The sequence below is a fragment of the Bradyrhizobium betae genome (genome assembly GCF_004123905.1).
Lineage (GTDB): Bacteria > Pseudomonadota > Alphaproteobacteria > Rhizobiales > Xanthobacteraceae > Bradyrhizobium > Bradyrhizobium betae_A.
This window is the reverse complement of the sequence record NZ_MZXW01000035.1, coordinates 483,523-497,033: the sequence shown is the minus strand read 5'-3', so window position 1 is coordinate 497,033 and position 13,511 is coordinate 483,523. Positions and strand designations below refer to the sequence as shown.

Annotated in this window: 11 protein-coding genes; 10 read left to right on the top strand and 1 reads right to left on the bottom strand. The window is 63.3% G+C overall.

Annotated features, from left to right (window positions below; all coding sequences use genetic code 11):
- Window positions 1–106 precede the first annotated feature (106 nt).
- Window positions 107–1,732 (bottom strand): long-chain fatty acid--CoA ligase, encoded by a 1,626-nt coding sequence (locus B5V03_RS27520; RefSeq protein WP_129273485.1) that lies wholly within the window; start codon window positions 1,730–1,732, stop codon window positions 107–109.
- A 178-nt stretch (window positions 1,733–1,910) separates the two neighbouring features.
- Between B5V03_RS27520 and B5V03_RS27515 the strand changes: the two genes are divergently transcribed.
- From B5V03_RS27515 to B5V03_RS27470, 10 genes are all read left to right on the top strand, one after another.
- Window positions 1,911–3,764, top strand: a complete 1,854-nt coding sequence (locus B5V03_RS27515) for a flavin-containing monooxygenase (protein ID WP_129273484.1) — start codon at window positions 1,911–1,913, stop codon at window positions 3,762–3,764.
- Window positions 3,765–3,805: 41 nt separating this feature from the next.
- Window positions 3,806–4,621, top strand: coding sequence for a lytic murein transglycosylase (locus tag B5V03_RS27510; RefSeq protein WP_129273483.1), 816 nt, complete (start codon window positions 3,806–3,808; stop codon window positions 4,619–4,621).
- A gap of 130 nt (window positions 4,622–4,751) precedes the next feature.
- A complete protein-coding gene (locus B5V03_RS27505; protein WP_129273482.1) occupies window positions 4,752–4,973 on the top strand; it encodes a hypothetical protein in 222 nt (73 codons plus the stop codon).
- 12 nt (window positions 4,974–4,985) lie between these two features.
- On the top strand, window positions 4,986–5,408 hold the full coding sequence (locus tag B5V03_RS27500; RefSeq protein WP_129273481.1) for a hypothetical protein: 423 nt from the start codon (window positions 4,986–4,988) through the stop codon (window positions 5,406–5,408).
- Window positions 5,409–5,828: 420 nt separating this feature from the next.
- The gene (locus B5V03_RS27495) at window positions 5,829–6,275 is read left to right on the top strand and encodes a MaoC family dehydratase (RefSeq protein ID WP_129273610.1); all 447 of its coding nucleotides are present in this window, start codon (window positions 5,829–5,831) and stop codon (window positions 6,273–6,275) included.
- A 75-nt stretch (window positions 6,276–6,350) separates the two neighbouring features.
- The gene (locus B5V03_RS27490; RefSeq protein ID WP_129273480.1) at window positions 6,351–6,863 is read left to right on the top strand and encodes a hypothetical protein; all 513 of its coding nucleotides are present in this window, start codon (window positions 6,351–6,353) and stop codon (window positions 6,861–6,863) included.
- A 437-nt stretch (window positions 6,864–7,300) separates the two neighbouring features.
- Entirely contained in the window at window positions 7,301–8,458 is a 1,158-nt protein-coding gene (locus tag B5V03_RS27485; protein WP_129273479.1) for a helix-turn-helix transcriptional regulator, read from the top strand.
- A gap of 226 nt (window positions 8,459–8,684) precedes the next feature.
- Window positions 8,685–9,659: a helix-turn-helix transcriptional regulator gene (locus B5V03_RS27480; RefSeq protein ID WP_129273478.1), complete on the top strand. Its 975-nt coding sequence runs from the start codon at window positions 8,685–8,687 to the stop codon at window positions 9,657–9,659.
- A 121-nt stretch (window positions 9,660–9,780) separates the two neighbouring features.
- Window positions 9,781–10,029, top strand: a complete 249-nt coding sequence (locus B5V03_RS27475; protein ID WP_129273477.1) for a DUF6894 family protein — start codon at window positions 9,781–9,783, stop codon at window positions 10,027–10,029.
- Between the two features lie 232 nt (window positions 10,030–10,261).
- Window positions 10,262–13,489 (top strand): autotransporter outer membrane beta-barrel domain-containing protein, encoded by a 3,228-nt coding sequence (locus tag B5V03_RS27470; RefSeq protein WP_129273476.1) that lies wholly within the window; start codon window positions 10,262–10,264, stop codon window positions 13,487–13,489.
- The last annotated feature ends 22 nt before the right edge of the window (window positions 13,490–13,511 follow it).

Below are 13,511 nucleotides of genomic sequence, written 5' to 3'. Positions count from 1 at the left end.
CCTCGATAAGGGGTTAGCGAGATCGAGATATATCGCGCCCGAATTGACCAAAAGATGAAGACGATCGCGCACAGTGAGGGGCCGGAGCGCGATCGCGGGCCGGCTCTCAAGCGACGCGGTATTCCCTGAACTTCTCGCGCAGCGCCGATTTGAGCACCTTGCCGGTGCCGGTCATGGGGAATTCGTCGAGGAATTCGACCGCGTCCGGCATCCACCAGTTCGCGATCCTGGGACGCATGTGGTCGAGCAGGGTCTTGCCGTCGACGGTCGCGCCTTTCTTGCGGACGACGAGGAGCAGGGGGCGCTCCTGCCATTTCTCGTGCGATATCGCAACGACGGCGGCTTGCAGCACGTCGGGATGGGAGAGCGCGACATCCTCGAGCTGGATCGAGGAGATCCACTCGCCACCGGACTTGATCACGTCCTTGGAGCGGTCGGTCAGCGTGACGTGGCCTTGGCTGTCGATCACGGCCATGTCGCCGGTGATCAGCCAGCCGTCGCGGTCGAGGCCTTCCTCCAGCTTCATGTAGCCCGAGGCGACCCACGGTCCGCGGGCGCGCAGATGGCCGACGGTCTTGCCGTCGCGCGGCAACTCGACGCCGCTATCGTCGACGATACGGAGGGCGGTGCCGAAACAGGCGCGGCCCGAGACCTGGCGCCGGTCGAATTTTTCCTTGTCGCCGAGATGCTCCGAGCCGGGACGCAGGCCCGGCATCGAGCAGCCCAAGGCTTCCGTCATGCCCCAGGCCTGGATGTAGTCGACATTGTGCTCGCGCTTGAGCTTTTCGACCATCGCGCGCGGCGGAGCTGAGCCCGACGACAGCGTCGCACGCAGCGTGGAGAATTTGCCGCCCGTGCGTCCCAGCCAGTCGAGCAGGATCAGCCAGAAGCTCGGCACGCCCGCCGACAGCGTCACCTTCTCGCCTTCGAGCAGTTCATAGAGCTTGTCGGGCTCGTAGTTGCGGCCGGGCAGCACCAGCTTCGAGCCGGTATAGGGCGCGGTGAACGGCATGTTCCAGCCATTGCCATGGAACAGCGGCGCCATCGGCATCATGACCTCGCGCACGCCTTCAACGTGGCCCGGCAGGAAGTCGAAATTGCAGCAGGTCATGGTCTGCAGGATCGCGGCGCGGTGCGAGTAGATCACGCCCTTGGGATTGCCCGTCGTCCCCGAGGTGTAGCAGATCGTGGACGCCGATTTTTCGTCGAACTCCGGCCAGGTGAAGCCGGTCTCGTTCTCCTTCGCGAGCAGGTCTTCGTAGCAATGGACATTGGCAAGTTTCGTCTCCGGCATCCGCTCACGCGAGGACATCACGACGTAAGCCTCGACCGTTGTCAGCTGCGGCGCGATCGCCTCGACGATCGGCAGCGTGGCGCGATCGATGAACAGCAGACGGTCTTCAGCGTGATTGATGATGTAGACGAGCTGCTGGGGAAACAGCCGCGGGTTGACGGTGTGCAGCACGTAGCCCATGCCCGGCGCCGCATAGAACATCTCGAAATGGCGGTGGGTATTCCAGGCCAGTGTGCCGACGCGATCGCCTTGCGTCATGCCGAGCCGCTTCAGCGCCAGCGCCATACGCTTGATGCGTGGATGGGCGTCCGCATAGGTATAGCGATGGATGTCGCCCTCGATCTCGCGCGCGACGATCTCGGCCTCGCCGTGATAGTCGGCGGCATATTGGATCAGGCCGCTGATCAGAAGCGGCATGTCCATCATCAATCCCTGCATGGTTTCCTCCGGATCGCCACGTCGTTGCGTGGCATAGGCGTATGATTTGCGCGCGAGGTTAGCGGAACGTCACGCGGCGTTCACGCAAAAAACGGCAGGCACGATTGCATGCGTCACTTTTTCAGGGCTAACGTGCGCTGAGCTGCCGGCGAAGCAGCATTCGCCGTGGAGGAAATGGATGTCAGCGGAAAGACACAAGACCGGTGCAGCCGGCGACTCTACGGTCGATATAGCCTCACTCCGTGCGCGCTATCGCGACGAGCGTGATCGCCGTTTGCGTGCCGAGGGCAAGTCGCAATATGTCGAGGTATCAGGCGATTTTGGCCGCTATCTCGACGATCCCTGGGCCGATCCCGGGTTAACGCGCCAGGCCATCAGCGAAGACACCGAAGTGCTCATCGTCGGCGGCGGCTTCGGCGGGCTTCTCTGTGGCGCGCGCCTGCGCGAAGCCGGCATCGATGATTTTCGTATCGTGGAAAAGGCGGCCGATTTCGGTGGCACCTGGTACTGGAATCGCTACCCCGGTGCGGCCTGCGATACCGAGAGCTATATCTATCTGCCGTTGCTCGAAGAGACCGGCTACATGCCGGTGCGGAAATATGCGCGGGCACCCGAGATCTACGAGCACTCCCGCCGTATCGGCCGTCATTTCGGTCTCTACGAGCGCGCGCTGTTTCAGACCATCATCTCGCGGATGGAATGGCAGGAGCAGGAGGCGCGCTGGCTGGTCGAGACCGATCGCGGCGATCGGATCCGCGCGCGCTTCGTCATTCTGGCCGGCGGACCGCTGAGCCGCCCCAAGCTGCCGGGTATTCCCGGCATCGACAGTTTCAAGGGCCACAGCTTCCACACCAGCCGCTGGGACTACGGCTACACCGGCGGTACCGCCGAAGGCGGTCTCACGGGCCTTGCAGACAAGCGGGTCGGCATCATCGGCACCGGCGCCACCGCCGTGCAATGCGTGCCGCATCTCGGCCGTTCGGCAAAGGAGCTCTACGTCTTCCAGCGCACGCCCTCGGCGATCGGCGTACGCGACGACCGGCCGACCGATCAAGGCTGGGCGCAAAACCTCAAGCCCGGCTGGCAGCGTGAGCGCATGGACAATTTCACCGCGGTAATATCAGGCGAGCCGTTCGAACGGGACCTGGTGCAGGACGGCTGGACCGGCCTGCTCGGCGAGATATTGCTCGCGCCGCGCCATCAGCCGCAGCCGGTGACCTCGATGGAAGAGGCGCTGAAGGTCATCGAGCAGGCCGATTATCGCAAGATGGAAGAGATCCGCGCGCGTGTGGATGCCATTGTAAAGGACGAAGCGGCCGCAGCTGCGCTAAAACCCTGGTACAAGGCGTTCTGCAAGCGGCCGTGCTTTCACGACGAATACCTCGACACGTTCAATCGTCCCCACGTGCATCTCGTCGACACCAAAGGGCAGGGCGTCGAGCGCATCACGGCGAATGCCGTCGTCGCCGACGGCAAGGCCTATGAGCTCGACTGCCTGATCTATGCCAGCGGGTTCGAGGTCGGCACCGATTACGCGCGCCGCATGGGTTTTGAGGTCTATGGCCGCGACGGCATGAGCCTGTCCGAACGCTGGCGCGACGGTGTCAAGACGATGCATGGCTTCTACAGCCGCGGCTTTCCGAACTGTTTTCTGATCGTCACCGTGCAGGCCGGCCAGAGCGCCAACTTCCCGCACATCATCGACGAGCAATCGCAGCACATCGCCTATGTGATTGTGGAGGCGCGCAAGCGCAAAGCGCGGACGCTGGAGCCGACGCTGGCCGCCGAAAACGCCTGGGTCGAGGAAGTCGTCAAGGCCGCAATCGGGCGCCAGACCTATCTCGCCGAATGCACGCCCGGCTATTACAACAATGAAGGCGTGTTCGATCCGATCGCGGCAAGAAACAGCCAATACTGGCGCGGGCCGGTGGCATTCCTGCGGCTGCTGGAAAAGTGGCGCAAGGAGGGCAATCTGGAAGGCCTCGAACTGTCGTATGATCACGCCATGGAGTCGGCGCCTTCGTCCGGGTAAGCTCGGGGATCGGATCGCCGCAGACAGAGAGGACGTCAGACATGATCAGGGGCAGGACTGTAGCTGGGGCGGTGTTTGGCGCGATGGCGTTGCTCGGTTGTCTGGCGCCCGCCGCTCACGCCGCCACCTGCGGCAACGGGCCCGGCGGCTTCGAGGCCTGGAAGCGCGAGTTTTCCGCGGAAGCTCAGGGCAAGGGCATCGGCCAGACTGCGATCTCGGCCCTGATGCAGACCAACTACGCCAGCGCCACCATCGCTGCCGACCGCGGCCAGCGCAGCTTCCAGCTGTCGCTCGATCAGTTCCTCGCCAAGCGCGGTGCTACCACCATCGTCGCCAAGGGGCGGCAGCTCAAGAACTCGCAAGGCGCCTTGTTCGCCTCGATCCAGCAGCGCTACGGCGTTCCGCCCGGACCGCTGATTGCGATCTGGGGCATGGAGACCGGCTTCGGCAGCCAGCGCGGCAACCAGAACATGCTGTCGTCGATCGCGACCCTTGCCTATGATTGCCGCCGTCCCGAATTCTTCACCGACCAGCTCTATGCCGCGCTGAAGCTGATCGACCGCGGCACGCTGTCGGGGGCGACCCGCGGCTCCATGCATGGCGAGGTCGGCCAGACCCAGTTCATGCCCAAGAACATTTTGGCCTATGGCACCGGCAATCTCGAGGTTGCCGCCAATGCGCTGAACTCGACCGCGAACTTCCTCAAGGCCCATGGCTGGCGTGCGGGAGCCGGTTACCAGCCGGGCGAGGCGAACTTTGCCGCGATCGAGGCCTGGAATGCGGCCGGCGTGTACCAGAAGGCAATTGCGTTGATGGGACGGCAGATCGACGAAGGTGGGGCGGCTGCTTCGCGCTGAGGTGAGCCCCGAAAACGCTCCGGCTCAGCAAGGCGTGATGCGCCGACGCAAGAAAGTTGTTGCCATCAGGAACTGACGGCATGAGGTTTGCTTTGTTGGGATTCAGGGCTGGGCATGAGGAGACTCAACGATGGCAACCCAGATCGTGATGGACCAGACTGGCGATACCCGCCACGAGTTTGATCCTGGCAATGCCGAAGCGCTGGCGCGGGCCGAACAGCGTTTTCGGGAGCTGACCGGAGCCGGCTTTACCGCCGCCTTCCGCACCGGGCCCGGTGAAGTGACCCGTATCAAAGCGTTCGACCCGACCGCGCAAGAAACGCTGTTCTATCCCCGCCTGGTCGGCGGTTGATCTGAGCTGCTCATGTTCGCGGCACTGTGGTTCCGCGCGCCGGCGCGTGCCCGTCTGCATGCGCTGCGCGAACTCTACCGACGCTTCTTCGGCGAGAACACGCCGGATGCGCGCGGTCGCCGGCTTTTGGCCGAGTGGTTGTCGCCGGCGCAACGCGACCAGTTCGAGCAGCACCGGTATTTCGACGTGATCGGCTGTGATACCGGCAAGAGATACCGCATCCACTACGGCACCGCCGCTAATGTCCACGAGATCGACGATGCCGGACTTGCGACGATGGGGTGGTGCTTCGTCCCGTCAGGCTTTCTCGTGCCCGGCGACGTGATGCTCGCGCAGAAGATCGCGCTCGAGACGGACGAGAAGGGCGCATTGGCCCTCGCCAACCGGTTTCCGCCGGCGACGCATTCGGAGCACTTCTACCGGCGGCCGTTCTAGCCTTGGGAAGGCGAAGCCTTCAGCTGTGCGTGGTGCGATAGGCATCCAACGCATGCGCCGCAAAGACGCCGACGCTGCAAAGCGCAAGCAGGGCTGAGATCATCTCGATCATAGCTGATCCTCCCCCAGTGGCTGGGCGACGAGGTTCCGGCAGCAGGAATAATCGTAGATCAGGTCGAGTAGGAATTGCATGGTGGCCGTCCCTGTATTTATTTTGACAACCACTTAACCGGCGAACTGTTTCAGGCGTGTTTCGTCGCACCGGGAATGCGGTTTCGTGGGGGAACCCCGGGCTGGTTTGTGCGGCGCGAAGCCGCTATCTCCGCTCCTGCTCAATTCCTTCAGCCGCGCAGTTCGGGCAGGCGGCGCATCACATTGCGAGGCAAAATCATGGCACAAAAAACCTTGGCGCATGAAATCATGGCGCAGGTCGAGTGGTTCGACGATCTCACCGTCGGAATGCGGTTCAAATCGCCTGAGGTCGAGGTCACCGAGGCCGACATCAAGCGCTTTGCCGCCGAGTTCGATCCGCAGCCGATGCATCTCGACCATGAGGCAGCGAAGCAGACCCTGTTCAAGGGGCTCGCCGCGTCAGGATGGCACACTGCTGCGATGGCCATGAACCTTGCGATCCAGGCCCGCCCGTTCGGCCCGCATCCGCTGATCGGCGCCGGCGTCGACGGCCTGCGCTGGACCATTCCGGTGCGCCCCAACGACCGCCTGCATCTGGTCGGCGAGGTCATGAGCCTGACGCCGTCGAAGTCGAAGCCGCAAGGAATCGCGCTGGTGAAATGGACGATGTTCAACCAGAACGGCGAGGAGGTTTACACCTTCACCCCGATCGCGATCGTGCCGCGGCGGGTGTAAAGCCGGCGCCTGAAACCCTTGCGGGCCGCTGGCAGAGGTGATCATCTCCGCGTGGGGAATACGCTGGAGGCTGACATGAAACGATTGCTTTTCGTCGCCGGAATGCTCGCCGGCGTCTTGAGCGCAGGCGCCTTGACCACAAGACCCGCGCTCGCGCAACAATCCAAGGTCGGCGACTGGACCATCGAGAAGCGCACGCAGGACACGCATTGCAATGCGAGCCGCGGCTACAAGGACAAGGACGACGAGAACCGCGACTACGTCATCGTCGTCACCTATTCCGACAAGGCGATCGTGATCGTGATGATCTATGACGGCTGGGAGTGGGACAATGTCGGCGAGATCCTCCGCGCCGATGTCGGCACCGACGATGCCGACATCATGAAGAAGGCGAAGTGGGAGGTGATGGACAAGACCACCGTGCGCGGCATCTTCGAGTACGATCAGTCGATCATGGACCGGCTCTCGAAGGCCAAGCGCCTCACGCTCGATTTCGAGGACGATGACGACGACAGCATCGAGATGCAGATCCCGCGTGCCGGCGAGGCGCTCGCCGCGCTGAAATTCTGCGAGGAGAACCGGAAGTAAATTGCCGGCGGCGGCTGCGAGGCACAGCTGCCGTAGGGTAGGCAAAGCGCAAGCGTGCCCACCAATTCCACATTCGACGCAAGATGGTGGGCATGCCGCTTGCGCGGCTTTGCCCGCCCTACGAGAGCAGACGTGACGCGAGCTGCTCACCGCCTCAGCGGGAACTGGGCAATAAAATCCGGCGGCAGCGCGCGAGCGCGTGACCCAACGCACACTGTCCGCGCGCTGTGCGCATTTATCCTAGTCTTTGGCGAAAACGTCCAAGCCGCACCCAGCGGTTGACGTTACGCAAGGACGATGTTCGATATTCCAGCATTTCGCTGCAACGTCTTTTCCGCGCCGAGGATGGTGCTCTGCCATCCCGTTTCCTTCACCAATTCCCGATGCGCCTGTCTCGTTCGCCACCGGGGCAACACGCAGATCGCATTGTTCTCCCGATGACGATCCTGCAGGCAAACCGGTTCTCGTCGCTGGTCGGCGAGATCTACGACGCGGCGGCCAACCCCGCGCTGCGCAGCGCCGCGCTGGAGCAGGTTTCGAATTTCGTCGGCGGGTGTGCCGCGACCATCCTGTCCAGAGACGCAGCCGGGCTCGCGATCGAGATCCACCAGCATTTCGGCACCGACCCGCGGTTCCGTCAGCTCTATCGCGACAGATATGTCGAGCTCGATCCGCTGCTCGACCGCCATCTCCATTTCGCCGCGGACCAGACGGTCGGCGTCACCGACATCATGCCGCATTCGGACTTCGTGGCGACCAGCTTCTATCGCGAGTGGGTGGAACCGCAAGGCGCGATTGATCTCGCAACCGTCGCGCTCGAGAGGTCGGGTGCGCGCACCACGATCCTGCAGGTGCTGCGTCACCGGTCGCGCGGCACTGTCGACGACGCCATGCGCGAGCGCATGCGGCTGCTCGCGCCTCACCTCCAGCGTTCCAGGGTCATGGGCCGCCAGATCGGGGCGCGCTCGCATACCGTGGACGATCTTGCCGATGTCCTGGACGGGCTCAGCACGGCGATCTGCCTGCTCGATGCGGAAGGACGGGTCGTGCATGCCAACGCGGCAGGCCGCCGGCTGTTTGCCGATGCCAATCTGCTCGCGATGGTCGGCGACAGGATCGTCGCCCGCAACACCCAGACCGACAAAATATTCCGCAGCCTGCTCGAAATCGTCTCCAGCAGCGAAATTGAGTCCGCACCTCGTCGGCAGGTCGGGCTCGCAACGTCGATCGACGGCGAGCATTATCTGCTTCACGCCTCCGCCTTGAAGCGGGAGCGCCATCTGTCGCGGGATATTGCAACCACCGTGCTGTTCGTTCAGAAGGCGTCGATGGTGTCATCGCTGGTGCCCGATGCGATCGCCGCGGCGTTCAGGCTGACGCCGTCGGAATTGCGCGTCATGATGGCCATTGTCGAGATCGGCGGCGTTCCCGACATTGCGGCCAAGCTCGGCATCGCCGAGACCACGGTGAAGACGCATCTCGGCCGGCTGTTCGAAAAGACGGGCGCCGGCAGACAGGCGGATCTCGTCAAGATCGCGGCCGGCTTTGCCGCGCCATTCGTTCAGCGGACGGGCAGCGGCAACGACACGATGTGATCCATTTCACATCGCGACCCCCAAGACTGCGCGATCTCAATCCATTGTGATGAGCAAGGGCCGCCGGTCCTCCGAACGTACGACGCGCATCATTTGATACTTTCGTATATCGCGCCGCACTCGACATGCGCCGCGTGCGCCACGGAGACGATGTGCAATGCGTATCGAACGCGAGGCGGGGCGGTGGTGCATGGCCGAGGCTTGCTCGTTGGTTGGAGAGGTTGCAGTGAGCGGCAAGGAAGAATTTTCGATTTTCAATGTTTCAACGGACCACATTCCGGAAGACGAGCGCGTGCCGCTGCTGCGCGAGTTCTACTGCCGTGGCGTGCTGAAGGCGGAGGTCGAGGCAAAGGAGGGAAGGCCGGCCGCGGCGAGCTTCACCTCGCACGTCCTGCCGGAAGCCCAGTTGCTGATCGGAGGATTGTGCGGGGCGCGGGTCATTCGGACGAAGCAGCTGGTTGCGGATGGCGACGACAGCCTCGCCCTGATCCTGAACAGGTCCGGCGTTCTCGGGATATCCGAGCGAGGACACGATCTGAGGCTTCAGGCGGGACAGGCGGTCCTGACGAGCGCGGAGGACGTCACGACCTTCGAGCGTCTCTCGCTGGGAAGTGGTTTCTCGCTGCGCGTGCCCCGACGCGTGCTGGCTCCGATGATCGTGGACGTGGACGATGTGGTGATGCGCGTCATCCCGGAGACCGCCACAGGGCTTCGGCTGCTCGTCGACTATGCGATGGCACTGGTGCACGAAAAGGCGTTGGCGGTGCCGGCGTTGCGACAATTCGGCGTCGCCCATCTGCATGATCTCCTGGCGCTGGTTCTCGGCGCCACGGATCACGCGAGGGAATCGACCGGGCGGCGGGGCATCAAGGCGGCGCGACTCCAGAAGGCGAAATTCCTCATCGTCAACAATTGCTGGCAGCAGGATATTTCGGTGGCGACGGTTTCCCAAGAGCTCGGCGTGACTCCGCGCTATCTCCAGCGGCTGTTCGAGGCTGACGGCAAGACCTTCTCGTCGTTCCTGACCGAGCAGCGTCTCAAGCGCGCCCATCGCATGTTGCGCGAGCCCGATTTCGCCGAGCGTCCCGTGAGCTCGATCGCCTACGACGTCGGCTTCGGCGATCTCTCTTATTTCAACCGCTGCTTCCGGCGCGCCTATGGCGCGACACCGAGTGACGTCAGGAGCGGCGGGGCGATGTGACCGCGCGCGGCTGAATTCAAACAACTGCCGATTTCAACCAGCAGACAGGGATCTGACGTGATCCTTGATTGCGAAGCCATGACCCAAGTGTTGCGTGCGGCATCCGCAGCCGGAGTGTTGAATGCGCCGTTTCTTTTTCGACCTCCTGGTCGGCAACATCGTGAAGATCGACCCGGGCGGCATGGTGTTCGAATGCGCGGAAGCGACATTCGTGGTGGCCAACGAGATGGCAAACCATCTGTTCGTCTGGCGCGATGATCTGCGCGACCGAGATGCCTGGATCCGCGTCAGGGACAACAGCGGGCGCGAAATCTATCGCGCCGCGGTCTGGGCCGAGAACGCGGAGAAGGCGGGATGGGACCAGGCCTGAACCCCGCTGGCAGTGTCGCAACTTTGCACCACTGACGGCCGAAAGGGCAACAGTTCGCTCTGAGCTGAGACCCGGTCGCATCAGTCCAAGTCGGAAGATGCCTGTCCTTCTAGCTTAGCGGTCAGCGATTCACAGTTGGCTGCGGCGTCCTCGTCCGATCGGAGGAGGACGGTTGCAATAAGCCTGCACACCTGCACGCCAGTCGTGCTGCAGGCTCGATTGGGGAATAAAAATGAAACGACGACTTCTCGCAACCGTCAGCCATCGCCTGCTGCGAATCTCCGTGCCGGTCGTTCTGCTGGCGCCGTGGATCGCGGTCGACCGGGCGAAGGCGGCCTGTTCGCCGGTAGCACCGGTAAACAACGCAGCCATTGTCTGCTCTGGAAACGTCGACACGCAGCAAGGCGGTGTTACCGGATACGGGACCATCAACGACAACAACAACACCTACCAAGTCGAAGCGGGGGCGAATGTTCACGGACCATCCTTCGGCATTGAGACTGGCTCGGGGGGCGTAGTAACCAATTTCGGCACAATCGACGGAGCCGGCGCGGCCGGCCTCAGGGCCGGCAATGTCACAGTCGCCAATGCCAGCGGGGCCACGATCTCGGGCTTCAGTGGCATCACGGCATCGACGCTCAATCTCGACAATGCAGGGACGATCACCAGCGGTCTCGGAGGGCGCGGCATTGAGGCGACTACTGTCACCGTGAGCAATGCTGGCATGATTGCCGGTATTGGTGCGGATTCCACCGGAATCCAGGCAACGATGTTGAACGTGACTGCGAATACCGGCACGATCGTCGGCGCCCGTTTTGGCGTTTCTGCGACGGCCGACGTCGCCGTCGCCAACAATGGAAGCATCAGGGCAACTGGTGCAAGTGGCGTAGCCGTTTCCGCCAGCGGCAACGCCTCGATCGACAACCGCGGGACCATCTCGGCGGTGGCGGCCGGGGGCATCGCTGTCAACGTTCTTGGTTCGGTTACGATGACCGCCAACACGTCACGTATCGAGGGCGACGCAATCGGTGCCAATGCGGGAACCGACGCCACCATCAACAATACGGGCCAGATCCTGGCGAACGCCGCAAACGGCATCGCCGTCCGAGTCGTCGGCACCGCCACAATCACCAATGCGGGCGACATCAACGCGCTCGCTGCGGGCGGCGTCGGCATCAAAGCAGGAACAGTCGTTTTGACCGCCAATTCTTCTCGCATTTCCGGAGGACGCAGCGGAATTGATGCTAACACCGCAACTATCACGAACAGCGCTGGCGGTACGATATCGGCATTTGACGCCGGCGGGGTTGCCCTCAAAGCGGTAACGGCGACCGTCTCGAATGCCGGAAGCATTACGGCCTCCGCCACTGGCGGTGTCGGAATCCGCGCAAGCACGGTGAACGTCACGTCCAACACCGGTGTGATCGCAGGCGAGAGCGGCGCAATCATGTCAGTCTCCGGGGCGGTGATCGCCAATAACAATGCCGGAGGCACAATTCAAAGCGCGAACGTCAACTCGACAGCGATCTCTTCTGTGACGGACGCGAACGTGGCAAATGCCGGTGCGATCAAGGGCGGCGTGACCGGCGGAACAGCCATTCACGCGACCGATACAGCGACAGTCGTGAACGCCGCCGGGGGCCTCATCTCCGCCGGGCTGTTTGGCATCGACGCCGATAAGGTCTCGGTCAACAATGCCGGCGTTGTCGAGGCAACGGGAGCGGGGGCTGCGATCAATGCCACGACCGTGAGTGTCACCAACTCAGGCACGCTTCGCGCGGCGACCGGGACCGTCGTTGAGGCTTTTGCTGCGGTGGCTTTGCAGAACTCCGGCACGATCAGCGGTGCCGCCGGCGCAAATGGTATCCTTTCCGGCGGCCAAGCGGATGTCGTCAACTCCGGGTCGATCACGGGAAAGAACGGCATCGTGACCGGGGGCGCGCTCAATCTGACCAACATGGCGGGCGGCACTATTGCCGGCACGATCGAAGGTGTTTTCGCTCAGGGCGTGGCCGTGATTGGCAATGCCGGCAATATCTCGGGAGGTGTGCTCGGTGTCGGGACGAATACCGACGCTACAATCGTCAACTCGGGCTTGATTTCCGGCCAGACCGGTCTCCGCGTGTTTGGTGCAGCGAATATCACGAACTCCGGCACAATCACCGGTACCAGCGGCACGGCGATCAAGCTGACGAACGCGGCCGACACTCTGACATTGCTGCCGGGCTCGAGGATCAACGGCGTGGTCGATTTCGGCTTCGGTGCCGACGTGATCAACGTCAACCTCACCCCGTTGAGCAGCAAAGTGTCGTCGCTGACGACCGTCGCGCTGCCGACCTTCATCAACTTCAACGGCACCATCAACACTAACGTCTCCGGCGGAAGCTTCAACGGCCCCTCCGTCGTTTCCGGCGGCGCACTTGCAACGCTCGATCCCACCGCGCTGGCGCAGACCGATCGCACGCTGATGGATTTTACCGGCGGCGTCTCGTCGCTGGTGCAGGGCCGGCTGAGCGGTGGTGGGACCGCCGGCAGCGACATGATGGCGATGGCCTATGCGCCGGAGACGGCGCAGGCTGGTCCCTTCACCAAGGCGCCGCACAGCCTCTGGACCGATCCGGCGCCGATCACGGTCTGGGCTAACAGTTTTGGCGGCCAGCGTATCCAGGACGAGACGGCCTCGACCTTGCGCGCGACCTCGACGGCGTGGGGTGGGGCGATCGGCATCGACCGCAAGGTGCAGCCGAACTGGCTGGTCGGCGCCTTCCTCGGCGGCGGGCAGGGCGGTCTCTCGGTTGATCTCAACTCGCAGTCGGTGGATACGAACTATGTCTTCGCCGGTGCTTACAGCCGGTTCGAATGGGCCGCGCAGTTCTTCGACTTCACGATCCAGGGCGGTAATGCCGACAACAGATCGCGCCGCCTGGTGCTGAACAATGCCGCGGTCGGCGGCATGGAGACCGCGACCGCCAACTACAGCGGCTGGTATATCAGCCCGGAGGTTGCCTATGGCACCAAGCTCGACATCGGCAACGGCTATTTGCTGACGCCGACGGCGCGGCTGCGCTACGTCGCGGGCCGGTTCGATAGCTACAGCGAAACCGGATCGGCGCAGGGGCTGTCGGTCGGCAGCCGCACGCTCCAGGACTTCGAGGAGCGCGGCGAGGTCGATCTCTCGCGGGTCACGAGCCTCGCCGGCGGCGAGCTCAAGGCCAACATCCATGGCGGCGTGATCGCGCTCCAGCGCGTCGGCGACACCAATATCAACACGGTGCTGCTCGGACAAAACCTCTCCTTCGTCACGCCGGGCAGCCGCAGCACCGTCGGCGCGGTCGCCGGCTTCGGCTTCGATTATCGGACGACCAGGAACGTGTCCGTGTTCGGCGCGGTGGAGGGCATGATGATGTCCGATCAGAGCCGCACCGGCACGGCGAAGGGCGGTGTTCGCGTCGCGTTCTGAGCCGGCACCAGCCCGTTGGCTT